Source organism: Anabaena sphaerica FACHB-251, assembly GCF_014696825.1.
Lineage (GTDB): Bacteria > Cyanobacteriota > Cyanobacteriia > Cyanobacteriales > Nostocaceae > RDYJ01.
Genome location: NZ_JACJQU010000023.1, coordinates 15,297 through 41,153, shown reverse-complemented (window position 1 = coordinate 41,153; position 25,857 = coordinate 15,297). Strand labels below are relative to the sequence as shown.

Sequence of the window (25,857 nt, the reverse complement as noted above, 5' to 3'; positions counted from 1 at the left end):
TCATCACCCATTAGAGTATGAATTGTGAAACGAGCTTTTTGATTGTACTAATACTTTAAATGTAAAGCAATGTTACGACGATTGAATAAAAAAGTTATCGGTTTCTTACTTTTGGCTTTGCTATCTGTCCTGAGTTATACACCACAAATCTTAGCCAGTAATACTTCTAATTCCGGTAATGTGATATTTATACATCCAGATGGTACAAGTGCGGCTCACTGGGGCGCTACTAGAATACTTTTTCAAGGACCAGATGGCAGATTAAACTGGGATAAAATGTCAAATTTGGCTGTTTACCTGGGACACATGAAAAACCAACTCTCCGCAACTTCCAACGGTGGCGCGGTGACTCATGCTACAGGGGTAAAGGTAAATGCTGACTCTTTCGGGTTAGATGAAAATGGTAAACCCGTAGTGGCGCTTTCTGGTAAACCGCAAACAATTATGGAAGAAGCCATGAGCGCGGGGAAAGCAACTGCTATTATTAATTCTGGCATGATTCATGAACCAGGAACAGCTGCATTTTTAGCGAAATCTCCCAGTCGTCGTAATTTTGCAGACATCACCAAACAAATAGTAGAATCTGGTGCAGATGTGATTTTAGGTGGTGGGGAAATGTGGTATCTTCCCAAAGGAACAGCCGGAAGACACACCACTGCTGAAAAAAGTCAAAGAACCGATAGTTTAAATTTAGTAGAAATTGCCAAAAAGAAAGGTTACACCGTTGTTTACACCCGTGATGAATTATTGAAGTTACCAACAAATACCAAAAAGGTTTTAGGGATTTTTGCGGCTGATGACACCTACAATGACGACACAGAAGAAAACTTGAAAAAACAGAATTTACCGTTATATGTTTCTGCTGCACCGACGGTAGCGGAACAGTTGGATGTAACGTTAAATATTTTCTCACAAAAACGCAAAAATTTCTTGATTGTTTTGGAAGAAGAAGGCAGCGATAACTTCTGTAATTTTAATAATGCTATTGGTTGTCTTACGGCTTTAAAACGTGCTGATGATGCGGTTGGGGTAGCAATGAAATTTATTGAGAAAAACCCGAATACTTTATTAGTAACTGCGGCTGATAGTGACGCTGGTGGTTTAGAATTGGTGGGGGCAACAGAGAAAGATTTTCCTTTTGATAAACCGTTACCAGAAAAAGGTAAAAATGGCGCACCTTGGGATGGAAAAGAGGGAACAGGAAGTTTACCTTTTATTTCTGCACCCGATAAACAGGGTAGGCGTTTTCCCTTTGCTATATCTTGGTCAGGTTTTGGGGATAATGCTGGGGGAATAATAGCGAAAGCGCATGGTTTTAATGCTGGGTTGTTAAATGGAACGGTGGATAATACAGATATTTATCGGTTGATGTATCGGACTTTGTTTGGTAAGGAATTAAGGAATTTATGAAAATTATTCGTGTGGTATCGAAAACTTTTTGATCCCCCTAAATCCCCCTTAAAAAGGGTGACTTTGATTCCAGTTCCTCTTAGAAAGAGGGGTAAGGGGGGATCTAGATACGACTTGATACTTTACAGAATTGTGACTCAATTACCAGGAGGTAACAACATCCTCCCCTCTATTGCTTCCCAGGTTTCACGGGACACCCGCACCGCAGCATCTTTACATTGAATAATTAGGAAATTAGCATAGAGATAATATTCTAGTGCTTGGGCTTCATCCTGGGATAAATTGATCATTTCTGGAGTAAGATGAAAAGTCTTTAATAAGATTTTTCGGAGGCGATTAACAAATACACTATACTCTTTTCTAGATGTTTGATTAGGATAAATTTGAGCTTTTAGTGTTTCCAATTGAGTAATCAAAAAAGTAAAGTTGACTTTATTGAATATTTTTAATTCTTCAAGTCTATTACTATACTCAATGGCATCGTTAATAGCATAGTGATTAATAGCTTCTGCAACGGCAATAGCGTAGGCGTAAATGTTATCAATAGATTTAGCAATGGCAATAGCAATAGCTTCGGCGTAAACTATGATATTACCCTCGATGTAGTTGATAGACTCAGCATAGGCAAAAGAATTAGCATAAGCGATGACATTGGCATTGACGATCGCTACTGCACGTTTACCCACTGGTTTATAATTACCCTCAGATCCTACTATGACTTGTTCTGCCCAGTTCAATAAAGCCTGTAACTTGGGAGTATTAATATATTTTTGTGCTGCCTTTTCCATCAATAACAATAAATGATCAGCACCACCCCGCATTACTCCAGCAACTAATAGAAATACCTCTTTCCACCTGTTATCTGTCAGGTGTTCAGTAACTAATTTTTCAACTAAACCGTGATCATAAATATACTGTGCTGTTAAATATTCCTGTAAAGTCAGATGAGAAAAAGAATAAACATCTCTAGCACGTTCTACTAAAATTCCTTGTTCAGTAGTAATAGCATCTAATACTTTACCAGAATCTAAATTCTTCGGTGCATTATCATTGCTAGATAGAAATCTTTTAATTTTATTTGAAACTTCTTGCTGAGAAAAGAAAAGTTTATCTGCTACAAAATTATGATAAGCAATATCAGCTAACATTATTTTTTCTAAATCAATCCCCAGTTGACGATAAACTGGCTCATTTGGTAATCTCTTTTCTGCTGCCCATCTTCTCAATAAAATATCGAGAGCATTACCATATAATGTAGCTCTTTTTTCTGGTAAATCTTGAGATTCATCATACTCTAAACATAGAAAAGTTAATAATAATGGAGTTCTGCCTAATTCCTTAGTAGATTCTTCACTCTTGATTTTATTCCAGCACTTTTCCGCAGTACCTAATTTTTTATCTACTTCTGAATAAAACCAGTTATTAATAAACTGCTGAATTTGTTTATCATCAAAATCGGCTATTGCAAATTCTTTAAAATCCTTAAATTTATTTCTATAGGCAGCAGTGCGACAGGAAATTATAAAATAGTTGTGATTATATCTATTCACAAATTTTTTTATTTTCTGAATCGCTAAATCCAAATTTTTATTTGGTACTTCGTCTAATCCATCGAGCAAAATTAATAATTTACCGTTTTCTAATGCTTCATTCAGAAAATCCTCGCTGAATGGTAAATAAATATATGCAAATTCTCTCTGAAGAAATTGATATATATTAATATTTATATCCGTTAATTGTTTTAGTTCTATTAAAATAGGAATACATTCACGCTGAATTTGTCCAGATTTACCTTTTATTGCTTCTAATCCTATTTTTCTTAAGAAAGTAGACTTACCCGCACCTGGTTGTCCCAATATCATTAAATGTTGATATTCATTAGCAATTATTATTCCATCTTGTCTTGCATATTTTTCATTAGTCAATCTGCGACTACCATTTTTACGATAATTTTTTTCTAAAGCAGTTATTGATTCAAATTTCCCAATCTCATCAGGTTGTAAACATTGGACTTCTGTATAAATATCATCTAAATTAACAGGTTGCTGCATTCCCAAAACTCGCAACCGATTATATCGCTTTTGATAAGTTAGTATATATTGTTTCGATGCTTGATAAATTAAGTTTTTGGTTTTCTCATCTAACTCAATTCCTAAAATTTTAATATACAATTCTGCAAAATGATTAACTGCTTCATCAGGTGCAATTTCTGGCAATCCTATTAATTGATCTAAACTAACATAATTAACACCAGATAATTCTAACGCTCTAAATATATCCGTTGCTGAACCTTCAACAACTATAACACGGCTCATTGTGCCGCCCTGCGTTGTTAAAGACAGTTGTTGTAATTCTTGAACTGTGTCACCTATAAGTTCAGAAAGTTGAATTTTACGCTGTTCAATTAACGCTTGTCTGTACGCTGTAGGTGATGAAAAATCATCAGGTTTAAGATTTAAAATATTTTGATTATTCCTGAGTTGATTTTCATCACCCAAAGTCATAATTACCCGCATCTTCTCTTCACCCCTTGCTTGCATTAAAGCTTCTTCTAGCAAAGGGTCAATTTTAGCAATGTAATTTTCTTTAAGGTTCATATAGGGCTTTTGGTACTTGAACTAAACCTTTACCTTGGCGTTCTTTATCCAGTCCTAAATCTTGACAGTTCGTCAGAATTTCATCTAATAAATTTAGCACAGAGATATTTTTATTATACTTCTCTAATATTAAAGCCGCTACACCAGAAACTATAGGTGTGGCCATAGATGTACCATTCCACGCTTCATAACCTCCACCTAAGATAGATGAATAAACGCTTTCTCCCGGTGCAACTACATAAGGAACATTATAAGATTGATAGTCATTTGTGATAGTAGTGTTACCGCTAAAGGATGCAACTTTATTTTTATTATTGATAGCACCTACCGAAAGTGAACCTTTACAGTTACCCGGAGTACGAGAACGATTAAATCCTTCATTACCTACAGCACAAATGGGAATTAAACCTACAGCTATTAAATCATCAATTAAAGAATTAAATAGCTCAAAATAACCTGCTGGTAAAGAAAGTTCACCCGCAGAAATATTAACTATATTTATTTCTGGTTGTAATGCTAACCAATCAAACCAAGATATCCAATCTGAGAGATTACATACACCATTAGGAAACATAATAATGTTGATGATTTGTGCTTCTGGTGCAACACCAACTTGATTTCCACAAATTAAACCTGCAACATGAGTACCATGTCCAACTGTATCTTCAAATGGTACGGTTTGAATCTCCTGTGTCCTGGGATTTAAACGATAAGATTCAATTATTTTATCTTTTATTTCTGGATGGTTTGCATCTATACCAGAATCGAGAACTGCAACACTTATTCCTTTGCCTGTTCCTGTAAATCCTTGCCGACGTGCGGTAATCAGAGATATAGCTTCTAAATGCCAAAGATCATCTTTATTTATTGTATCTTTTTTACCTGTTAAATTTCGTTCTGGCTGAATTAACTCTATTGGCAAATCACGTAAAATTAGAGCATTAGGTAAATCTTGACGTACTTGCTCAATTTCTTCGTCAGGTATATCAACAACTTTAGTACCTGTAATACTGATGCTGTTTTGATGCTCAGGGAGTTTATCTGCATCTTTTGAAGAGGATATTATTTCTCTAATTAGACCGCCACTACCACAGAAGGGATCTAAGTACAAGGTATCTAAGTAAGAGTTTATTTCTTTATATACAGTGTCTTGTTGCCAAAAATTCACCACTTCTGCGACTTGTGAAGGACGACTTTCACGGGTAAATTTTCTCGATGCTAATTTAAGAGAACGCGCTACCGATGTTGTCTTAGGACGAATAATGTAAACACCCATCAAATACTCCTCACACCAACCTGAATGATAAACACTGGTCTTAGCCCATATTCTAGTCATTTTATGGGATTATCAGTGAATATATCTAAAAAATCTAGTTAAATATTATTATCCACAATTATACCCAATTATGACAACCAAAACCACCTTCAACTCCTCGGTAACTTGTCCTAAACCCAACCCCCAAGCCAAATTACGCTTATTTTGCTTACCCTACGCAGGAGGTAGCGCCATGATATTTCGTACATGGCCTAATTCTTTACCCCAAACCATTGAAGTGTGTCCTCTAGAAATTCCGGGAAGGGGAAGACAAATGAACTTACCTCCCTATACAAAAATGCAACCTTTGGTGAGGGAAATAGCCCAAAATATCATTCCCTATTTAGATAAACCCTTTGCTATTTTTGGTCATAGTATGGGTGGATTGGTCAGTTTTGAATTAACTCGTTTACTACGCTCAGATTATAATTTAACTCCATTGCATCTATTTATATCTGCTCGCAATGCACCACAAGTTTCTCCTACAAAACGACCGATTTACAACTTACCAGATGCAGAGTTTTGGCAAGAAATTCGTAATTTTAATGGTACTCCTGATGATGTCATAGAAAATCAAGACATTATCCAACTTTTTCTCCCTATTCTCCGGGCTGATTTTACGGTTTTAGATACTTACAGTTACACAAATGAACCACCTTTTGATTTTCCGATTAGTGTTTTTGGTGGTTTGCAAGATCCAGCATTTACTGATTTTGAACTAAAAGCATGGCAAGAACATACGACGGCGGCTTTTCATTTACAAATGCTTGATGGTAATCACTTTTTTCTTCGTTCTCATGAAAAGCTTTTACTAAAATCTATATCTCAAAAGTTAGAGTTTAATTATTTCTCTTATTAATTTCAGAATCACACCTAAGATAGATTTTTATTTTATGTGTTTTGGATAAATAAATTCTTTTAATTTAAATAAATATTGAGATATTTATAACTAAGATTAAGGTGTATTTATTATAGCAAGATTTGTAACAAATTGTAAATCAATTAAACAGGTACGGCTATTGCGATTCCCATAGCTATAAAACCGAACCAACTGAATTTTAAAGTTGGTGTTATTGTTTAACTAGGAAGCAAAAGATGAAGCTTCACGCAGCGAAAGATTTAAAAAATTATTACTAGTATTGTTTGCCATCTGTGAAGCTTGAAATTAAGCCTCCGCCAGCTAAATACAGCATTGTATAGGAGATAGTTATGGCACTAGTTCGTTGGGACCCAATCCGGGATATTGAACGCTTAGAACCATTTCGCGAACTTGAACGCTGGGACCCTTTCCGCGAAATTGATACCCTCCAACGGCGGATGAATCGCTTGTTTGAAAGAATGATACCAGGTGATGGAGGTGAAAGAGCAGGATTAACTTTTATTCCTGCGGCTGAACTGGAAGAAACTGATGATGCTTTTAAATTGAAAGTAGAACTACCTGGTTTAGAAGCCAAAGATGTAAATGTGGAAGTAACTCCTGAAGCTGTTTCTATTACTGGTGAAAGAAAATCGGAAACTACAACCGAAAGAGAAGGTTACACTCGTTCAGAATTTCGTTATGGCAAATTCCAACGGGTAATACCATTGCCTTCTAATGTGCAGCATGAACAAGTTCAGGCTGAATATAAAGATGGTATTTTGCGGTTGAATTTGCCGAAAGCAGAACCGGAAAAACAAAAAGCTTTCAAAGTTAATCTCGGTTAATTTATCAGCCAGTTCTGATTTGTAAAAACCCAGATTCTCGTTTTTTCTCGTTTTCTCGTTCCCATACAGAGTACGGGATGACTTCTAGAAGGCTCTGCCTTTAATGATAGCAGAGGCAGAGCCTCTGTGATGGCATTCCCAGTCTCTGACTGGGAACGAGATAAAAAAGTACACTTCTACTGAAGCCCAGGGGGAAGATATGGCAAAAGTAGTAGGAATTGATTTAGGAACTACAAACTCTTGTGTTGCCGTGATGGAAGGAGGGCAACCATTAGTAATTGCTAATTCTGAAGGACAACGCATCACTCCTTCAGTTGTCGCTTACACTAAAAGCGGGGAACGCTTGGTAGGTCAAATTGCTCGTCGTCAAGCGGTAATGAACCCAGAAAATACTTTTTATTCTGTGAAACGTTTCATTGGGCGTAAATATGAAGAAATCACCCATGAAGCTACGGAAGTTTCTTATAGAACTCTGCGAGATAGTAATGGCAATGTGAAACTCAATTGTCCCGCTGCGGGTAAACAATTTGCACCAGAAGAAATTTCTGCCCAAGTGCTGAGAAAGTTGGTTGATGATGCTAGTAAATATTTAGGAGAAAAAGTTACTCAAGCAGTGATTACTGTTCCTGCTTATTTTAACGATTCTCAACGGCAAGCTACTAAAGATGCAGGTAAAATTGCTGGTTTAGATGTTCTCCGCATTATCAATGAACCAACAGCAGCAGCCTTAGCTTATGGTTTGGATAAAAAGGAAAATGAAACTATCTTAGTATTTGACCTTGGTGGCGGTACTTTTGATGTTTCTATTTTGGAAGTTGGAGATGGTGTTTTTGAAGTTAAATCTACGAGTGGGGATACTCATTTAGGTGGTGATGACTTCGATAAAAAGATTGTTGATTGGTTAGCTAATGAGTTTCAAAGTAATGAAGGCATTGATTTACGCAAAGATAAACAAGCCTTACAAAGATTGACTGAAGCTGCGGAAAAGGCAAAGATTGAGCTTTCTAGTGCGACTCAAACTAATATTAATTTGCCCTTTATTACCGCTACTCAAGCTGGTCCAAAACACTTGGATGTAACTTTGACAAGGGGTAAATTTGAAGAGATGGCAGCGGATCTTTTCGACCGTTGTCGTAAACCAGTTCAACAAGCATTGCAAGATGCAAAACTTACAAATGCTCAACTTGATGAAATTGTCTTAGTTGGTGGTTCGACTCGCATTCCTGCTGTGCAAGAATTGGTCAGAAGAATGACGGGTAAAGAACCTTGTCAAGGTGTGAATCCTGATGAAGTTGTAGCGGTGGGTGCGGCTATTCAAGCGGGTGTTTTGTCTGGTGAAGTCAAAGATATTCTACTGCTTGATGTTACTCCTTTGTCTTTGGGTGTGGAAACTCTTGGTGGTGTGATGACTAAAATCATTCCCCGCAATACGACTATCCCAGTGAAGAAATCAGAAATCTTTTCTACTGCGGCTGATGGTCAAAGTAATGTGGAAGTTCATGTTCTGCAAGGTGAGAGGGAATTAGCTAAAGATAATAAGAGTTTAGGTACTTTCCGCCTTGATGGTATTCCTCCAGCGCCAAGAGGTGTACCACAAATAGATGTGACTTTTGACATTGATGCTAATGGTATTCTGTCAGTTACAGCTAAAGATAAAGCCACTAGTAAACAGCAGTCAATTTCTATTACTGGTGCTTCTACTCTCGATAAGCGGGATGTTGAAAAGATGGTGCGGGATGCGGAATCTCATGCTGAGGAAGATAAAAGACGACGTGAACAAATCGACACCAAAAATTTGGCAGATTCTTTAGCTTATCAAGCTGAGAAACAAATTAGAGACTTGGGTGATAAGGTGAGTGATGGTGATAAAAGCCGAGTTGAAGAGTTAGTCAAGGATTTGCGGGAAGCCATTAATCAAGATAATTTTGACCGCATTAAATCTCTTAGCAGTGAATTACAGCAAGTCTTGATGCAAATTGGTAGTGCGGTTTATGCCCAAGCGGGAAGCCCAAATGGAAGCAGTCGGGAAGCACAAACTGGTCGTGGTGAAGATGTGATTGATGCTGATTTTGTGGAGTCCCAATAAGTAGCTTACAGCAGTTTTCACGGATTTGAACCGTAATTATGAGACCTAACCTCCAGCCCCTTCCCTACAAGGGAAGGGGAGGAAATCAAAGCCTCTCTCCGACGAGGAGAGAGGTATGTTTGTGGTCTATTTACCTAAAAATAGCTGTAACTAAAAAAAACTCATACTTAGCTCCCCAACTTCTCATAGAATCGGGGATTTATCTCTAACACAAAAATCAAGGATGAATCATAAATTACGAAGGATGAACAACTTTATCTAGCGATTTCATCCATGAGGAGGATGGTTTAAATATCTAAGTTATGCAAACTTATCCAGATTATCAGTAGACTCAGATGAACAAGTAGAAAGACTTAAATTAAAGATGAAATGTCATTATCAGGAAAGCTAGTGCAGCGCAACAATCCTATGGGTTGAGATTGCTTCGCTGTTCATTCTTGACTATTCAAATTTCTATCCTGATTGGCTCTATTGTAAGGATTTGAATAAAACTTGCACTAAAACACACACTGAAATAGTTTTGTTTGCTTGAATAGCTATATTAAGAGTACTGAAATCCTCAATTCTTAATTATGGCTACTAAAACTATTGATGTTAGAGAATATACTGTCAGAGCGCATAAAAGACAGATTCACACTCGAATTTTTCATTTTGTCTGTAAAGAGTGTAATCAGGCGACAAAACGGGAAACTTTTGGACCTAGACCTTTATATTGTGAAAGCTGTCGTCCTCCTCAAGCACCTAAAAAATCTGTCCAGGAATCTAGAAAGCTCAAACCTCATGCGATGACTTACAAAAGTGACATTGATTTAGATTGATTGAAGTAATATGAATCCCCAAGAACAATTACAACCTCCTTCAGAGGTATTCATTACGCCATTGTTGGAATTACGAGACTACTATGCTGGTCTTGCACAAGAGTACCAACGGCTATTTATCGAAGCGCGATCGCAATTAGACCATGTGGAAGCTTTGTTGTCTCCCTGGTCTTATCCTGATGAACAGGAACCACTTTCACAACTAGAAGCAAGTGATAAAAAAGGTTCACGCTTGTTTTTGTCATCAGAACATAAGTCTGATTTAGACTTGTTGGAGTCTCTAGAGTCAGAACCTTCTCACTCAGATCAATGGCAAACAAATGGCTCAAGTTCTGCTGCTACAGAGTCAGAAACTTCTCATCCCAGAAATACACCTTCAGATAGTTATGATCATTTCACCAAGGGGGCAGAAATTCCCATGCTCCCCCAATATCAATCTCTGACTCGGATGGAAGCTTTGAAAATGCTACTGCACGAATATGCTGGGACTGTATGCCATATAGATTTTATTGTGCGATCGCTTTACGGTGATTTAGAGTCAACTATCTTCAAAATCGTCAAAGGTAGAGTTCAATCCTCTCTTACCCAAGGTAGAGAAAGGGGTTATTGGTCAGCTATTCCCAATGAACCTGGTTGTTATACTCTGGCTTTAAGTCTGTTAGATCCAAATCATCACAACGGCTCTTCTTCTCGTGCTAAAAATCAAAAAAAGAAGCCTTTTGTTACACGACAAACAACAGAAGTGCCGATGCTCGAAGAATTTGAAGGTCAATTTTTAATTGACGCTCTTACCTCTTTCTTAGATCAACATCGGGGACGGGTTTTCGCTGTAAATGAAATCGTCACGGGTATTTATGGAGAACTTGATGATCAGGAAATTAGAGAGGTGAAAAACAAAGTTCTCAATGAGTTATCTAGAGGTCATCGTACAGGTAGATTTTCTAGAGTTCCTAACCAAATTGGTTTCTATACTTGGGATGCGAGGATGATATCCAGAAGGGTGTAGGGCATGGAGCATGGGGTGTAGGGTAAGAATTATTTTTTTGATACCCTATTTCCCCATATCCCTTCTCCTGTTTCTATGAGTTGACAATTCCTCTTTGCTTGATAGTTTTTTCTGTTGTTTGTTTACTTTTCGTTACAGACTACTCTCCGAGAAGCCGCTGCGCGTCTACGGTTATTTTGTGCCTTTCTACTTAGCTAATGTTCAAAGATGTCTGCAAGTCTTTTAAGGGTGTTTCCCATAATCTGTTCCATTCTATGCCAAACAGGGGTTTTGCCCGTTTTCCCATAATCCAACCTTGCGACAACCCATCCATAATCTGCTCACAGAGTTCGACTTCGTACATTGCGGTTTTGAGCAGATTCTTAGCAAGCAGGGCTATAAATAAACGGTCTGACGCAAGCTGTGCGATATAAAAAGCTTCTAGTTTAACCTCACCTGGTTTATCAGTATTACACCCTGTAACGACGTGCCAGATATCATGAGTTTCAGTAATGTGAGTACCCAAAAATGTAAACTGATCGTTTGCAATTTCATTAACAGGTGGTGGAGTTAATCCATTTCTGATCATGTGTTCGGCATACATATAGCCCAGTGTATGCTTAGGTAATTGATGCAGTTGCTGTAAATCAATTTTTCCCAACAAGGGGCGGTCTACAAAAGCTTGCTTACCTTGGGAGGTCAAACTGAGAAAGTCCACAATTTTTTGGAGCGTAGCTGGATTGTTCAGAAAATGGGAAAGCTTCCCAATGGCAGCAAAATCTCCATAAGGAGATTTAACCAATTCTATAAAGCTCTCCAGAATTGCTGTTTCTTGAGACTGATTGATGGTTTCTATCACGTGTTAATAATTAATTCTTTAAAAATTAATAATACCAGATTTTGGATGCCAAAATATTTCTAAATTTTTCTATAAGAAACATCTTCTGCTATTTCTTTTGACCCTAGAGGGGTTTTGATAAATGCCCTGTTCATAGTATAATTCTAAGTTTTGCAACTAAAAAGGATTGTTGGCTTGACTGAATATTATCAGCCAAGCTGATTTTTTAGATGTTGTTACCAGTTGGAGCTTATGATGTTACCTCATATCATAACCAAACAAATTGGGGTCAACTTCTCCTAACTTTAAATCTCCTAAACCGTATTCTTGCCAGCGTCTTTCTACCATTGCTGCAATATCGGGATCTGACTCTAAAGGTTCACCCCATTCATGTTCTGTTTCTGGGGGAATTTTGGTAGTTGCATCTATGCCCATTCTCCCACCTAAACCTAATTTCTCACTAGCAAAATCTAAGGTGTCAAAGGGGGTATTTGGTAATATAAAGACATCCCGTGAAGGGTCAACTTTAGAACTAATTGCCCAAACTACTTGACGCGGATCACGAATGTTGATATCTTTATCCACAACTATCACGAATTTAGTATAGGTGAATTGGGGTAAGGCACTCCAAAAAGCTAAGGCTGCTCTTCTTGCTTGTCCAGGGTAAGCTTTATCAATAGAAATAATCGCTGCTTTGTAACTTAATGCTTCCATTGGTAGGAAGAAATCGACTATTTCTGATACTTGTTGTCGTAAAATAGGGGTATAGATGCGGTTGAGTGCGATCGCCATCATTGCTTCTTCTTTGGGTGGACGACCGCTAAAGGTGGTGAGATAAATCGGATCTTTGCGATGTGTCATACACTGAAACCGCACCAAAGGCGAATCTTCCACACCGCCATAATATCCCATGTGATCCCCAAAGGGTCCATCGGGTAAAACTTCCCCTGGTGTGATGGTTCCTTCTAAGACAAATTCTGAATCTGCGGGAACTTCTAAATCTACTGTTTTACACTTGGCTAATTGTACCCCAGAACCGCCATAAAGCCCTGCAAATAACCATTCTGATAAATCTACAGGAATGGGTGTGGCAGCTGCCATAATGATTAAAGGATCGACACCAAGAGCGATCGCCACTTCTAATTTTTTACCACGTTCGGCCGCTTTGCGTAAATGTCTTGCACCACCCCGCACCGATAACCAGTGTACGGTCATCGTATTATTAGATTGTAGTTGCAACCTATACACACCTACGTTAGGCGTACCTGTCTCACAATCCTTAGTAATTACCAATCCTAGCGTAATAATCTTTCCGGCATCTCCCGGATAAGGACGTATTAAAGGTAACTTATTTAAATCTAAATCATTACCTTCCACAACCACCTGCTGACAAGCGGGGAAAAAGTCCCTTCCCGGTTTCGCTTTGACAACATCAAACAGCACCTTACCAAAGTCTATCGCTTGGGAAATCTTTTTCGGGGGTTTGGGTTGCTGAAGCATACTCAGCTTCTTTCCCAGAGTTTCCAACTCCTCTGGTTTTTCCATATTCATAGCCCAGCATATCCTTTCCACAGTCCCCATTAAATTTACCGCAACGGGGAAAGACGCACCTTTGACGTTTTCAAAGATTAATCCTGGACCACCTTTTTGCAGCATTCGGTTGGAAATCTCCGCAATTTCCATATCTGGGTCAACTAAAGCCGAAATTCGCTTTAATTGTCCTCTTTCTTCTAGAATTTTAATAAATCCCCGTAAATCTCGCGCCATGTTCCCTAAGAGTTAAGAAGTGTAAAGTCTTCTTGATCTTAACTTGATCTTTGCATAGTATATTTGTACTTAAAAATTCATAAGTACCATATCCCCGACTTCTAAATACAATATTGCGTAAATAATTAAGATTAATCAAAGAAGTCGGGGATCTAAATTCGAGGGATCTAAATTCGATAAAATTTAACAGTTTTTATGTATGACAACATCTGTAAATTCCTTATTACCCTTTGCAGTTTTAAGTCAAACAAAAGATCCTAAAATGGTGATAAGCGAAGTAGGAGAAGCGGTAGCAGCAATTACAGATAGAAGGATACAAAGTAATATCGCCTTATGAGGTGCAAAGGTAATATTAGCAGGATCATGAGAAGTAAAATATCCATCTTGGGGTATTGTTTTCACAGCAATTGCAGAATCAATTAAAACAGCTTTGCGATTTTTTTGTACCATAATATTACCTGGATGTGCATCCAGATGTGATGATGCACAAAAATTAAAGCCTCTCCAATTTGTTGTACATATCCCACCGCTTCTAATTCTGGTAATGCTCCCCTTTTTTGCTTACCTTGACATTTTTATAGTATTTATGTACTATATATTTATCATCATAGTTTTTACAACATATTACAACATCACCTCATCCCAGTATAAATTGATTTATCCTGGACAATATTCCGTGTAAAATTACCATTCGCAAAATTATGGCAAGTCAAAAAACCAAGTTTGCTGTTTATAATCTCGCAGGTAAGGAAAAAGCTTTCTATTTAACTGAAAAAGTCAAACTGGAAATTCAGCCAGATGCTATTCCTAAAAAAATGATAGCTCATAGTATCATGATCATTGATCGTTCTGGTTCTATGTATCATGATATTGAGGCATTAAAAGAAACTTTAATCAAGCTTTTGACGTTGGATGAATACAGTAATTCAGAATTGGTAATAACGCTGATTTCCTATTCTTCTAAAGGTGATGTTACTTGTCATTTTCAGCGTGTACCTATTCAGGAGGTAATGCAGCCAGATTCATCTTACATAGCTGAAATTAAATCAATTCACGCTGGTTGTGCAACTTGTATTTCTCAATCTTTGAAATTAGCTAATGAATTGATTCGTGCTAATGAATTAACAGCAATTACTTTACACAGTGATGGCTATGCTAATGATAGCAGTTTTAATTCTGAATCCAAGGCAATAGAGGAAATTTGTAATGATTTAAAAAACAAGGAAGTTTTTGTTAACACTATTGCCTATTCTCCCTCTTCTGATTTTAAGTTTCTGGCAAAAATCGCTAATTCTGTTTCTGGTGTTTGTCTACAAGCTGGGAATATTAAGGAAGTCTATGATGCTCTTTATCACACGGGAAATGTGTTAAAAGAAGCAACGGGAATAGTCATAGAAGAACCTTTAGCTAGTGACTACAGTTATCAAGTATTTTTCTCTCCCACTGCTAAAAAAATTAATGGTACAAATCAAACTTTAAAAGTTTTTGGTTTGAAACTTGAAGATGAGGCATATATCTATAAATATAAGCAAATTACGCAAGAGGCTTATAATCAATTAATAGATGTGTCTGTCGCTCAAAATGATGAATCTGTCTATATGTTTGCTAAGGCTAATTTAGCAGATGGAAATTTAAATACTGCTAAATATGCGCTTGCTAGTACCTTTAACGCAACTTTAACAGCAAGACACGCCAAGGCTTTAACAAATGAAGACATTGCTAATTTTACTCAAGATTTAGAAATTGCGCTCTTTTATCCTCATGTTTTAGCTGAACATGAAATTTTAGATCATGTGAAAGTTAATGATAAAATCTCGATTTTGGCATTGATTGATATTTTATCACAACATCGCCAACATATCATTATTAACCTCAAACATCTGCAAGCAACTTACCAGAGAAAAGGTGTGAAGCGTGTTAACGGTGTGCGAGGAGAAAATGGGGAATTAATCAAACCTTGGTTAGAAATAGAATATATTGAACCAGGTGATTATGTGCAGATGGGTAGTTTTGATATTAACCGGAATACGGCTACTATTAATATGCTGATTCAGCAGAAAGTCAAGTTGGTAAACTCAGAAGATAAAACCCCAATTACAGAAGTTGCAGGTGTGTTATTAAATGATTTGACGACATTCAATAATTATACTGTTGTCAGTGATGGAGATATTAATATTAAGGCTTTAAAGGTGAAGATAAGCAGCAAAAAAGCCTTTGATGAATTAAAAGTGGTGGGAGTTATTGATGGGGAAGAATTTGATTTTCAAAAAGAATATACTCTTCAGTTAGAAGATTTGCCGTTGGTTAGTTTTGAGGGGAATTACAGCAGTATTGAAGGTTTATTTACTCAACTTGCAGAAATCAAAGCTTTATCAAGTATTCTTGCTGCTCATTTACGGGAAGAGTCGGATGTATTTATTCCCGCACAAATTGAAGAATTGAAAAAACATTATCTGTCTAAAAGTCTGTATCTGAATTTTCCCACAACCAACGAATATACAGACTTGAAAGCAGCTTTATCTGATGGTACAGTTGACTCAAGGGTGAGTTATAAAATTGATATTGGTAGTACAGAAATTCTCAACTTGAGTAAATTGTCTTCTGCTAACCAGTTTTTGGATAAAAGATATGAAGTTTATGATTCGGAAACTGGGGAAATTTTTGCTAAACCTACTTTTGCACTGGGGTTAAATGAAAATATTGCTTTTCGTCCTAAAGCAGTGTCTTCGAGAACCAAAATTACAAAAGTCGATGATTTGATGAAAGCGATTTTTGATGATTTTGTGGGAATAGAACAAAATGGCAAAGTTGCAGAAATTTTAAACTTAGTTGGTGCTGGAAGTTTGGCTTTATTATTACAAGCAAAACACGCTGGTACACCTGTAAATAAACAGGAAATTATCAACGCGATGACAGCAGCACAAAGTAAGTTAGAGGAGTACACAGAAAAAGTTTATCGAGAGAAGATTTCACCTTTGGTATTTTACATCGGTGCGACTGGTTTGTTACCTGATGAAATGAATGCTCAAGCGATGACTGCTGATGAAATAGGTAGTAAATATCCTCATTTGCAGTTTTCTAAGAATGAGCAGGAAGGAACATTTTTTGTAGTTGGTGATACTGTAATTAGTGTTTATGCTCAAACTGAATATTACAGTAAGAAGTTAGTTGGTGTTAATTAGCTAATTTCTTAGGTGTTTGTAGGGGTTTAGCAGTGCTGAACCCTTACTAATATAGACGGTTGTAAATTTATGTTATACTAAGAGAGTCTTTTGAGTAATTTTGAGGTTAATAAACAAATGACCCAGGAATTAATCGACCTCAGAAATAGTATTTTAGAAGAGCGTTATACGGATGCTTTAGCTATTGTTGATGAGTTGGAGGGAATGAGTAGACAAGCAATTTTGCGAAATATTCAAGCATTTGTAAAGGTTTTGTTAATTCATTTGATTAAGAATCAAATAGAAAAGCGATTAACTAATTCATGGGCTGCTTCTATTCGTAATTCTATTAGCGAAACTAAAAAACTCAATCTCAAGGAAAATAAGAAATCATATTACATCAATCTAAATGAATGGGATAGCTATATTCAAGATGAAATAGAGGGTGCTATTCGAGATGCAAGTGTGGAAGTTTTGAATGGTGCTTACAGTCCTTTTCGACTTGCAGAAATGGTAGATAAGGAACAGATAATTAATCAAGCTCAGGTTTTATTAGAATTGAGTTATAATTTTTCTATTAAGGAGTTACCATCTGTAATTGATAATTATTTAACTCAGTTACCCGGTGGTGAAGATTGGAAGTTAGGAAGAAGATAATAAAGTCAATAAATATCCCCCACTTCGGGATTAAATCTTTGATAAATAATTAAGATTATTCAAAGAAGTCGAGGATGTCAACAGATCGCTTTTTATACAATAAATCTTTATATATAGCGGTCCTATTTGAGTTGAGAACTTATCGGTGACGGAAGGGAACAGGGAACAGGGAACAGGGAACAGGGAACAGGGAACAGGGAACAGAAAGTGTTCATGAATCATTTAGGATTGCTATAGATACCCTAGTTACTAAAAAAATACGTATCTGGTGATTTGTGTTAAATAACCAACTGTGCTATAGTTAGAAGTTTTATTTAATAAAAAATGAAACCGTTTAAAAAAACTTAACATAAAAAAACCGAAGTCAGGCTAGATAATAACGGCTGATTGATATTATCTATGATTCAGCCAGGATAACAAAAATGGATGAAGAACAACGCCGTGCTTATTGGCGTGCTAACACTGCTTTAATCAGAAATCTTTTAATTATTTGGGCTTTAGCTTCGATTGTTTTTAGTATTTTGCTGGTTCAACCATTAAATACAATTAGGTTTTTTGGTTTACCTTTTGGCTTTTGGATGGCACAACAAGGGTCAATTTTGATTTTTGTGGGTTTGATTTTTACCTATGCTTTCCAAATGGATAAATTAGACCGCAAGTATAATAAAAAGTGAGGATAAACGGTGTCAGTTGAACTTTGGACGATTATCTTAGTTGGACTTTCTTTTGCACTCTATATATACATTGGTTGGCAGTCACGGGTAAAGGATACAAAAGATTTCTTTATTGCTGGCCAGGGTATTCCTTCTATTGCTAACGGTGCAGCAACAGCAGCAGATTGGATGTCTGCGGCTTCGTTTATTTCGATGGCTGGGTTAATTTCTACCTTGGGTTATGATGGTTCAATTTATTTGATGGGTTGGACTGGTGGCTATGTGTTATTAGCTTTATTATTAGCCCCATATTTGCGGAAGTTTGGTAAATATACTGTACCAGATTTTGTGGGCGATCGCTATGAATCTAATCTTGCTCGTTTAGTCGCAGTAGTTGCAGCTATTTTCGTTTCTCTTACCTACGTTGCTGGACAGATGCGTGGTGTAGGTATTGTATTCAGCCGCTTTTTACAAGTTGATATTAATACTGGTGTAATGATCGGTATAGTTATCGTCGGCTTTTTTGCAGTATTGGGAGGGATGAAAGGGATTACTTGGACACAAGTTGCCCAATATTGTATCTTGATTTTAGCTTACCTCATTCCTGCCATTGCGATCGCTTTTAAACTCACAGGTAATCCTTTTCCCCAGTTAGCATTTACCTTTAGTGATGTTGCTGATAAACTTAACCTCATTCAACTTGACTTAGGCTTTAAAGAATATACCCAACCTTTTGCTAACAAAACCATGTTAGATGTTCTATTCATCACTATTGCTTTGATGGTAGGAACAGCCGGTTTACCTCATATTATCGTCCGATTTTACACAGTTCCTAATGTGCGGGCTGCGAGATTTTCCGCAGGTTGGGCATTATTATTTATTGCCATTCTCTACACAACTGCCCCGGCTTTATCAATGTTTGCTCGTTATAATTTAATTGAATCTCTTCACAACCATACTGTTGAAGAAGTCAGACAATTAGACTGGGCAAATAAATGGGAAAAAACCAAATTACTAGCTTTTGAAGATAAAAATAAAGATGGTAAATTACAGTTAACTCCTAACAAAGAAACTAACGAAATTACCATCGACAACGATATTATTGTTCTCTCAACTCCAGAAGTTGCTGCACTCCCAGCTTGGGTAATAGCTTTAGTCGCAGCCGGAGGTTTAGCCGCAGCATTATCAACAGCTTCCGGTTTATTACTGGTGATTTCTAGTTCCATTGCCCATGACGTTTATTACCGCATCTTCGATTCTACAGCTTCGGAAGAAAAACGGGTATTTGTGGGGCGGGTTGTTGTTGGTTTTGCCTTAGTTTTAGCTGGTTATTTTGGCGTAAATCCCCCCGGTTTTGTGTCTCAGGTGGTAGCTTTTGCTTTTGGTTTAGCTGCTGCTAGTTTCTTCCCGGTGATAGTATTAGGAATTTTTGATAAACGCACAAATGCCGCAGGTGCTATTGCAGGAATGTTGACGGGTTTAATTTTCACCATCATCTATATTATCGGTGTGAAATTTGGCGGTATGACACCTTGGTTTTTTGGCGTTTCTGCTGAAGGTATCGGCACTTTAGGGATGGTAATTAATTTTATTGTCACCATCACAGTTTCCCGTTTGACTCCTCCCCCATCGGCAGAAATTCAAGCTTTGGTGGAAGATTTACGCACTCCTAGTTTTGAAGAATAAGTAATTGGTGATTGGTGATTGGTGATTGGGAAAAATAAAATTAATTACCCATTACCCATTACCCATTACCCATTACCCATTACCCATTAGCTATCTTCCCAATTCCTCAATATTTTTCATTACTTGTTGATACAAATCCTTATTTCCTTCTTTATCAAAGATAGATGCTGCCCGTTGTAAATCTTGTAAGGCACTGCGTTTGTCTCCAGTAGCAGCAAAGGCATTTCCGCGATTATTAAAGGCAGGTCCAAAGTTGGGGTTGAGTCGGATAGCTTCATTGTAATCTGCGATCGCTTTCTGTTGATCTCCCTGAGACGCGTAAGCATTTCCCCGGTTATTGTAGGCAACAGCATAACTTTGATCGATACGAATAGCTTGGGTGTAATCTTCCAGCGCCCCGTTTTTATCTCCTTGGGTAGCGCGGGCATTGCCTCGATTATTGTGTGCTTCGGCATAGTTGGGCGCTAGGCGGATAGCCTCATTATAATCTTCTATGGCACCTTGTTGATCACCCAAAGATGCACGAGCATTTCCCCGATTATTATAGGTTTCTGCATCATTGGGATTGAGACGTAAAGCTTGATTATAATCAGCGATCGCACCTTCTTTATTACCAACATCAAAATATGCTAACCCTCGACTTTTAAACGCTGGTGCATATTGAGAATTAAGACTAATTGATCTACTATAAGCAGCAATAGCAGCTTGGGAATTACCTTTAGCGTGCTGATTTTGTCCTTGAATATAGAATTCTCCAGCTTTTGATGTTTTTGCTGTCAACCGATTGGGAGGACTGACCCCTATTTCTGTCACCAAAACATCCTTACTTTGATTGCAAGAAACGCATAAAATTCCAGTTAAACCAGTAACTATTGCTATTTTGAATATTCTGCCTAGCACTTGCCATTTGTGTGTCAATAACTGCCATTTCATAAGTTCTTATAAACCGCTTTTATACCCGGAGAAAATGATTACAAAATCTAATTTACTTATTTCATTCCCCAACAATTCTCACTGGTGCTACTAGTTTTATCCTAAGTTAACAAGCTTTCCTTATATCCTCTAGATTACATTCATAACTTTTTCAAAATTTAACCATTTACTCTAGAATTTAATGTATACATCGTTTCATTTTTAAATTATTAAATTGTTTAATTTCATACATTTTTTATAACCATTCACAGGAATTCAGATCCCCAACTTCTTTAATAAATTGGGGATTGGGTTATTCAGGAATGATTCAGGATGGCTATATTACTCATCATTGACATCAACTTCTTGAGATTTAGCAGTTAGTCGCCAAACAGAAGTTGTTTCAATACTTACATCTAATTGTTCCAAATTTCTGCCTAAATCTTTTTGCAGTTTCTCAGTTAGAGTAATGGGAAAATCCAAATCAACATCTTGACTTTCCACCAATCGTACCAATTCTGTAAACTTGACTTTTACAGATTTACGTTCATAACCACTGATCTGACAATATTCAGTTTCGGATACATTTTGAATTTGCATAGCTTTTTTTAATCGTTCTTGTAAATAATCAAATTCCGAATTGATGAGTTTTCGCTGCTGTTCAACTTCTGTATATCTTGCAGAAAGTAGATTTAAATCTTCTGTTTCCGGATTTGTGAGATTTTGGGACTGTACTGCCAATAACTGTAAGTGTACTTGAGCAAGATAAATGCAATCGAAATAAGCATATTCTAATTGGTCATCAGTCAAAGGTCTTTTACCCCAATCACTGCTTTGTTCTTGTTTATCAACATCGTGAAAATTACAAAGTACAGTAGCCAGGGTTTTAAGTTGATAATTAGGCAATGGTAAGATATGATAAGGTATTGACTTCGCCATTTCTAAAGTGCAAGTGATATTTTTGGCTTTTTTATTGCCTAAAAATCTCACATCATAACTAGCGTTATGAAAAACTTTTTCTATATTCGGATTTATCATGATTTGCTCAATAAAATCAGCAATCACATCAGGCTGATCTAGAACATCCAAAATATAAACACTGTCACCAGTCATATCTTGAGGATTATCCAATATCTGAATCAGCGATAATCGAGGATTACGACTTTTATAATCAGCAACTTCTGTATCTATCCACAGAGTTGGCGATTTGGTATATTTAGTAATCAGGGAACAGATTTCCCTAGCAGCAGTAAGATAAGGCATTGGTAGATGTAGGGCAGTTAAACTTAGTCATAGTTTCCCAAATTAACATTTTGTGACTAATTTTGCTCTGACCTGCTGCCCCATCATTATGATAAGTTTTAGGCAAAATTTCTGCCAATCTGCCAAAAGCCTGCCAATCAGAGATACTTTTATTGTGAAAAACTCGCGAACCCAAATTTATGCAAAAATATCTAAATCGTCAGTGGCGTTTGGCTTCTCGTCCTATCGGTGATATCAAAGAAAGTGATTTTGAGTATCGGGAAGAAGTAATTCCTCACCCTGAAGATGGTGAAATCCTGGTACGTAGTATATATCTTTCTTTAGATCCTACCAATCGCATTTGGATGAGCGATCGCCCCCAGTATATGCCACCTGTGGAACTTGGGGAAGTGATGCGTGGTTTGGTTGTGGGTGTAGTGGAAGAATCCAAAAATCCCAAATTTCAACCAGGGGATTTGGTTTCTGGAGCATTAGGATGGCAAGATTACGCCCTAATTTCTCCTCAAAACCTCCTTTACCTCACAAAACTACCCCAACCTTTAACAGTCCCCCTCACTGCTTTTTTGCATCCGCTGAGTTTTATTGGTTGCACCGCTTATTTTGGTTTACTGGATATAGGAAAACCCCAACCCGGAGAAACTGTAGTTGTTTCAGCTGCATCTGGTGCAGTCGGTTCTCTAGTGGGACAAATAGCCAAAATTAAAGGTTGTCGTGTGGTGGGGATCACCGGTTCTGATGAAAAATGCCAATTGTTGGTAGATGAACTCGGTTTTGATGCAGCAATTAACTATAAAACCGCTGATTTAATTCCAGCCTTAGCTGCATCATGTCCCAATGGGATTGATATCTATTTCGAGAATGTTGGTGGGGAAATTCTTGACGCTGTTTTGACACAAGTTAATTTAAATGCACGCATTCCTCTGTGTGGTTTGATTTCCACTTATAATGCTCAGGAACTTGTACCGGGTCCCTATAATTTCGGTCAGATTTTAATGCAGCGTGTGTTAGTACAAGGTTTTATTATCACCGATTATCTTCAGCAATGGGATGTTGCTTTTAGGGACATTGGAGAGTGGTTACAAGAAGAAAAAATTAAATATACTCAAGAAATTGTTGCAGGTTTGGAAAATGCACCAAAGGCAATTCTCAAACTTTTTGATGGTGACAAAATGGGTAAATTAATTGTCAAAATTTCCGAGGAACCCTAATCATCAAATAATCAATTAAAAAGGCTCAAGTATTGCTATTTTTTCATACTTGAGCCGTTCCTAAATTCAATTAAATTGCTAGATCTGTTAGATTAGCAAAAATGCTTGAGTACAAAGCTTAGTAGCGGTTACGAGAACCACCACCACCACTGCGATTACCACCACCAAAGGAACCACCTCTGTCTTCTCTGGGTTTAGCCTTATTTACTTTCAGGTCACGTCCCATCCACTCAGCACCATCAAGGGCATCAATAGCAGATGTTTCTTCATCATCTGTACCCATTTCTACAAAACCAAAACCGCGCAGTCTTCCTGTTTCACGGTCTGTTGGTAGTTGAACACGCTTTACAGAACCATATTCTGCAAAAACCGCAGTTAGAGTATCTTGGGTAACTTCATAAGAGAGGTTGCCTACATAAATTGACATAGCTTTTCTCCAAAATCATAAGAGTGTAGAGATTTAGGTTTCGGAGAAAAGTCTGTAAATACCAAAAGGAAAAAAACCATCAATGTTAAAAACAAACGCCGTCGCCGAATTACTTCTCAACTCCCATCATGGCATGGAAATTAATTTTCAGGGAGGAAGTTACAAAAACCGTTACATAAATTCATGTTAACAATGAATCAACTGAGTATCTTTAATTAGTTATAGCTGTAGCCAGGATAATTAGGACATGATTAGTCCTTGAAACCAAAGAATAACAAGGGTTTTACTCTTGCATGAGAGCAAGATTGCCTCTTGCCTTCTGCTATATCAACAGCTTTAACTTGAAAATTTGATCATATTAACATCTAAACCGTGAACACTATTGAGAATTGCGAGAGTTTTATCACCAAAACTAATCTCTGTGTTGCCACCAATTTCATGCAAAACTAAAGTCGCAGCAGAAATACCAAGAGTAGCAGCACCACGAATACTAATCACATCAATACCAATCTCAAAGTCAAGAATTGTGTTAGCTGCTTCTGGTAGTTCAGCAGTAACAATCTGGAACTCGTCAGCACCAGCACCACCTGCTAATAGATTATCACCACCGGACTGAACAACAAATAGATCAGCACCAGCACCTCCCAAAGCCCTATCGCCACTACCAAGGTAAAAGGTATCATTACCAGCACCACCTGACATCCGACTACCACCTTTACCATCGGTAGCATCAAAAACGTCATCACCTGAACCACCAAAGGCGCGATCGCTGTTCCTCACATATATAATGTCATTACCACTACCTAAGAAAATGCGGTTATTACTAGCATAGCTTTTAATAGCCAGGTCAACTTTATCATCACCAGCACCAGTAAATACGATGTCTGATATAGCTTCTAAATCCACACCTGCTGTTAAATCATCATTTCCTGGAGTTCCAAACACCAACTTGCTCTCCGTCGGGAAAAAAGTTATACCAATAGGACGCTCAAGAACTGGGTTTGTGGGAACTAAAATTTCATAAAGATTAACAGGTGAACCACCTTGAGTATCATACTGGAGAATCGCACCCTGTTCCGTAGTCCGATTAAAACCAACAGTCAGTAAATCACCATTAGGAGCAAAAGCCAGACCACCAATAAAATTATTACTGGGTGGAGTTTCAGTTGTATAATTTGTAGAAACAGTTTTTACTAAATTGCCAGTTTCTAAGTCATAGCGTTGAATACCATTAGCAAAATCACTTACATATAAATCACCATCTTTAGCAACAGCTAAACCAAGCAAACTGACAAAACCCAAGCTTTCTGGTGAAGGTGAAGGTGTAGCAAAAACTGTAGGTGTTGTTCCCGCTGCTAGTGAGTCATAACGTAAAACTTGACTGGGTAAACCTGCACTAAAATCAGCGGAAACCTCTCCAGTATCGAGATTAACTTTGGCTACACTGCCTTGAGTGGTAACATAGAGACTGTTATTAATAAAAAGAAGCCCGTTGGGTCCATTTAAACCACCGGCTTGAGCATTTCCTTGGGCAAAAACATCAATAAATTCTCCAGTTGTACCGTTGTAGCGCAATATCTGGTCACTGAAGAAACTAGAAACGTAAAAATTCCCATCTAGTCCGTAAGCTACACCGTAGGGACGAATCAAACCCCCGGTTTCATCTTCGTCTGTATCTGGATTATCGCCGATAAATACATCAATGAAATTACCAGTTTGTCCGTCAAACCTTAAAATAGAGGAACTTCCTAGTTCTGAACCACTGGCCACATAAAGGTCACTTTTACCGTCACCGTTTCCATCGGGTCCAAAAAGCAAGGTGTCAGGATTTTTAAGTCCACCCAGAGCAGCAGTGATAAACTCTCCTAAATAGTTACCTGTCGCAGCATCGAAGCGGAGAACATTGTCACCTCTGGTGTTACCAACTAAAAAGCTGCTATTTCTGTTTTGCATATTTTTATAAGACTATCATGGCTTATCCCTGTACCAATTTACCATGATAGCGATCGCCAATTATTTAGTTTGAGTGTTTTTTAGATTATACTCTAGTAGAGTTATCTATTCGTTGTTGAAGAGAAGCGATAATTTCAGGAGTTAATTCTGCTTCTGGTTGTACTACTTCACGTTCAGCTAAAACTGATTTAATTTGACTTTCGGAGGCTTTTCCTAAACCTTGTAACAGTGTTTGCTAAATTTCTCCAGAGGCTAATTTAATTACTAGCTGTGTGGGTGTCATAACTGATAAACCTAAAGATTGTTTTGCATTTTGAAAGTCACAAATGTTAGATGTAAACAGCGTTTAAAAACCTTAAATGCATGCTTTATATTTTCTATTTTGTGTCAATCGGTAAGTCTTTATTTAGATAAATT

At 37.4% G+C, this 25,857-nt stretch carries 20 protein-coding genes; 11 read left to right on the top strand and 9 right to left on the bottom strand.

Going from position 1 to position 25,857, the window contains the following annotated elements:
* Positions 1–69: 69 nt before the first annotated feature.
* On the top strand, positions 70–1,410 hold the full coding sequence (locus tag H6G06_RS23895; protein ID WP_190564559.1) for an alkaline phosphatase: 1,341 nt from the start codon (positions 70–72) through the stop codon (positions 1,408–1,410).
* Positions 1,411–1,547: 137 nt separating this feature from the next.
* On the opposite strand, the gene H6G06_RS23890 is transcribed toward H6G06_RS23895, so the two are convergent.
* Both H6G06_RS23890 and H6G06_RS23885 read right to left on the bottom strand, forming a co-directional pair.
* The gene (locus H6G06_RS23890; protein ID WP_190564558.1) at positions 1,548–4,007 is read right to left on the bottom strand and encodes an NACHT domain-containing protein; all 2,460 of its coding nucleotides are present in this window, start codon (positions 4,005–4,007) and stop codon (positions 1,548–1,550) included.
* Positions 3,997–5,343, bottom strand: coding sequence for a S8 family peptidase (locus H6G06_RS23885; RefSeq protein WP_190564557.1), 1,347 nt, complete (start codon positions 5,341–5,343; stop codon positions 3,997–3,999). The genes H6G06_RS23890 and H6G06_RS23885 overlap by 11 nt, the downstream gene beginning before the upstream one ends.
* Positions 5,344–5,413: 70 nt before the next feature.
* Here H6G06_RS23885 and H6G06_RS23880 point away from each other — a divergent pair, with 70 nt between their 5' ends.
* The 5 genes from H6G06_RS23880 to H6G06_RS23860 all read left to right on the top strand — a co-directional run bounded on the left by H6G06_RS23880 (position 5,414) and on the right by H6G06_RS23860 (position 10,936).
* Complete coding sequence (locus H6G06_RS23880) at positions 5,414–6,181, top strand: thioesterase II family protein (RefSeq protein WP_190564556.1); 768 nt, start codon at positions 5,414–5,416, stop codon at positions 6,179–6,181.
* A 350-nt stretch (positions 6,182–6,531) separates the two neighbouring features.
* Entirely contained in the window at positions 6,532–7,026 is a 495-nt protein-coding gene (locus H6G06_RS23875) for an Hsp20/alpha crystallin family protein (RefSeq protein WP_190564555.1), read from the top strand.
* A 199-nt stretch (positions 7,027–7,225) separates the two neighbouring features.
* Entirely contained in the window at positions 7,226–9,112 is a 1,887-nt protein-coding gene (gene dnaK, locus H6G06_RS23870; RefSeq protein WP_190564554.1) for a molecular chaperone DnaK, read from the top strand.
* Positions 9,113–9,684: 572 nt separating this feature from the next.
* Complete coding sequence (locus tag H6G06_RS23865; RefSeq protein WP_190564553.1) at positions 9,685–9,930, top strand: hypothetical protein; 246 nt, start codon at positions 9,685–9,687, stop codon at positions 9,928–9,930.
* Between the two features lie 10 nt (positions 9,931–9,940).
* Complete coding sequence (locus H6G06_RS23860) at positions 9,941–10,936, top strand: hypothetical protein (RefSeq protein ID WP_190564552.1); 996 nt, start codon at positions 9,941–9,943, stop codon at positions 10,934–10,936.
* Between the two features lie 190 nt (positions 10,937–11,126).
* Here H6G06_RS23860 and H6G06_RS23855 read toward each other — a convergent pair whose 3' ends face one another.
* The 3 genes from H6G06_RS23855 to H6G06_RS23845 all read right to left on the bottom strand — a co-directional run bounded on the left by H6G06_RS23855 (position 11,127) and on the right by H6G06_RS23845 (position 13,970).
* Positions 11,127–11,774 carry a Coq4 family protein gene (locus H6G06_RS23855; RefSeq protein WP_190564551.1) on the bottom strand — a complete coding sequence of 216 codons (648 nt, stop codon included), beginning with the start codon at positions 11,772–11,774 and terminating at the stop codon, positions 11,127–11,129.
* A gap of 237 nt (positions 11,775–12,011) precedes the next feature.
* The gene (locus tag H6G06_RS23850; RefSeq protein ID WP_190564550.1) at positions 12,012–13,520 is read right to left on the bottom strand and encodes a UbiD family decarboxylase; all 1,509 of its coding nucleotides are present in this window, start codon (positions 13,518–13,520) and stop codon (positions 12,012–12,014) included.
* A gap of 243 nt (positions 13,521–13,763) precedes the next feature.
* Positions 13,764–13,970, bottom strand: a complete 207-nt coding sequence (locus H6G06_RS23845; protein WP_190564549.1) for a hypothetical protein — start codon at positions 13,968–13,970, stop codon at positions 13,764–13,766.
* Between the two features lie 251 nt (positions 13,971–14,221).
* On the opposite strand from H6G06_RS23845, the gene H6G06_RS23840 reads away from it, so the two are divergent.
* From H6G06_RS23840 to H6G06_RS23825, 4 genes are all read left to right on the top strand, one after another.
* Entirely contained in the window at positions 14,222–16,702 is a 2,481-nt protein-coding gene (locus H6G06_RS23840; protein ID WP_190564548.1) for a vWA domain-containing protein, read from the top strand.
* 117 nt (positions 16,703–16,819) lie between these two features.
* On the top strand, positions 16,820–17,338 hold the full coding sequence (locus H6G06_RS23835) for a DUF29 family protein (protein ID WP_190564547.1): 519 nt from the start codon (positions 16,820–16,822) through the stop codon (positions 17,336–17,338).
* A gap of 422 nt (positions 17,339–17,760) precedes the next feature.
* Complete coding sequence (locus H6G06_RS23830; protein ID WP_190564546.1) at positions 17,761–18,012, top strand: DUF4212 domain-containing protein; 252 nt, start codon at positions 17,761–17,763, stop codon at positions 18,010–18,012.
* Positions 18,013–18,021: 9 nt separating this feature from the next.
* On the top strand, positions 18,022–19,677 hold the full coding sequence (locus H6G06_RS23825) for a VC_2705 family sodium/solute symporter (protein ID WP_190564545.1): 1,656 nt from the start codon (positions 18,022–18,024) through the stop codon (positions 19,675–19,677).
* A 90-nt stretch (positions 19,678–19,767) separates the two neighbouring features.
* Here the strand turns inward: H6G06_RS23825 and H6G06_RS23820 are convergent, their stop codons facing one another.
* Complete coding sequence (locus tag H6G06_RS23820) at positions 19,768–20,610, bottom strand: tetratricopeptide repeat protein (RefSeq protein ID WP_190564544.1); 843 nt, start codon at positions 20,608–20,610, stop codon at positions 19,768–19,770.
* Positions 20,611–20,931: 321 nt separating this feature from the next.
* Positions 20,932–21,852: a ribonuclease D gene (locus tag H6G06_RS23815; RefSeq protein ID WP_190564543.1), complete on the bottom strand. Its 921-nt coding sequence runs from the start codon at positions 21,850–21,852 to the stop codon at positions 20,932–20,934.
* Positions 21,853–22,031: 179 nt separating this feature from the next.
* Here H6G06_RS23815 and H6G06_RS23810 point away from each other — a divergent pair, with 179 nt between their 5' ends.
* Complete coding sequence (locus H6G06_RS23810; RefSeq protein WP_190564542.1) at positions 22,032–23,060, top strand: NADP-dependent oxidoreductase; 1,029 nt, start codon at positions 22,032–22,034, stop codon at positions 23,058–23,060.
* Between the two features lie 118 nt (positions 23,061–23,178).
* On the opposite strand, the gene H6G06_RS23805 is transcribed toward H6G06_RS23810, so the two are convergent.
* Together H6G06_RS23805 and H6G06_RS23800 are read right to left on the bottom strand one after the other, a co-directional pair.
* Entirely contained in the window at positions 23,179–23,487 is a 309-nt protein-coding gene (locus tag H6G06_RS23805; RefSeq protein WP_190564541.1) for an RNA recognition motif domain-containing protein, read from the bottom strand.
* A gap of 336 nt (positions 23,488–23,823) precedes the next feature.
* Positions 23,824–25,440, bottom strand: coding sequence for a hypothetical protein (locus H6G06_RS23800; protein ID WP_190564540.1), 1,617 nt, complete (start codon positions 25,438–25,440; stop codon positions 23,824–23,826).
* Positions 25,441–25,857 lie beyond the last annotated feature (417 nt).

Excerpts from the sequence above, each read along its gene's own strand:
- H6G06_RS23895 (WP_190564559.1), top strand. The coding sequence starts at position 70 with ATGTTACGACGATTGAATAAAAAAGTTATCGGTTTCTTACTTTTGGCT.
- H6G06_RS23890 (WP_190564558.1), bottom strand. The coding sequence starts at position 4,007 with ATGAACCTTAAAGAAAATTACATTGCTAAAATTGACCCTTTGCTAGAA.
- H6G06_RS23885 (WP_190564557.1), bottom strand. The coding sequence starts at position 5,343 with ATGACTAGAATATGGGCTAAGACCAGTGTTTATCATTCAGGTTGGTGT.
- H6G06_RS23880 (WP_190564556.1), top strand. The coding sequence starts at position 5,414 with ATGACAACCAAAACCACCTTCAACTCCTCGGTAACTTGTCCTAAACCC.
- H6G06_RS23875 (WP_190564555.1), top strand. The coding sequence starts at position 6,532 with ATGGCACTAGTTCGTTGGGACCCAATCCGGGATATTGAACGCTTAGAA.
- dnaK (WP_190564554.1), top strand. The coding sequence starts at position 7,226 with ATGGCAAAAGTAGTAGGAATTGATTTAGGAACTACAAACTCTTGTGTT.
- H6G06_RS23865 (WP_190564553.1), top strand. The coding sequence starts at position 9,685 with ATGGCTACTAAAACTATTGATGTTAGAGAATATACTGTCAGAGCGCAT.
- H6G06_RS23860 (WP_190564552.1), top strand. The coding sequence starts at position 9,941 with ATGAATCCCCAAGAACAATTACAACCTCCTTCAGAGGTATTCATTACG.
- H6G06_RS23850 (WP_190564550.1), bottom strand. The coding sequence starts at position 13,520 with ATGGCGCGAGATTTACGGGGATTTATTAAAATTCTAGAAGAAAGAGGA.
- H6G06_RS23845 (WP_190564549.1), bottom strand. The coding sequence starts at position 13,970 with ATGGTACAAAAAAATCGCAAAGCTGTTTTAATTGATTCTGCAATTGCT.
- H6G06_RS23840 (WP_190564548.1), top strand. The coding sequence starts at position 14,222 with ATGGCAAGTCAAAAAACCAAGTTTGCTGTTTATAATCTCGCAGGTAAG.
- H6G06_RS23835 (WP_190564547.1), top strand. The coding sequence starts at position 16,820 with ATGACCCAGGAATTAATCGACCTCAGAAATAGTATTTTAGAAGAGCGT.
- H6G06_RS23830 (WP_190564546.1), top strand. The coding sequence starts at position 17,761 with ATGGATGAAGAACAACGCCGTGCTTATTGGCGTGCTAACACTGCTTTA.
- H6G06_RS23820 (WP_190564544.1), bottom strand. The coding sequence starts at position 20,610 with ATGAAATGGCAGTTATTGACACACAAATGGCAAGTGCTAGGCAGAATA.
- H6G06_RS23815 (WP_190564543.1), bottom strand. The coding sequence starts at position 21,852 with ATGCCTTATCTTACTGCTGCTAGGGAAATCTGTTCCCTGATTACTAAA.
- H6G06_RS23810 (WP_190564542.1), top strand. The coding sequence starts at position 22,032 with ATGCAAAAATATCTAAATCGTCAGTGGCGTTTGGCTTCTCGTCCTATC.
- H6G06_RS23805 (WP_190564541.1), bottom strand. The coding sequence starts at position 23,487 with ATGTCAATTTATGTAGGCAACCTCTCTTATGAAGTTACCCAAGATACT.
- H6G06_RS23800 (WP_190564540.1), bottom strand. The coding sequence starts at position 25,440 with ATGCAAAACAGAAATAGCAGCTTTTTAGTTGGTAACACCAGAGGTGAC.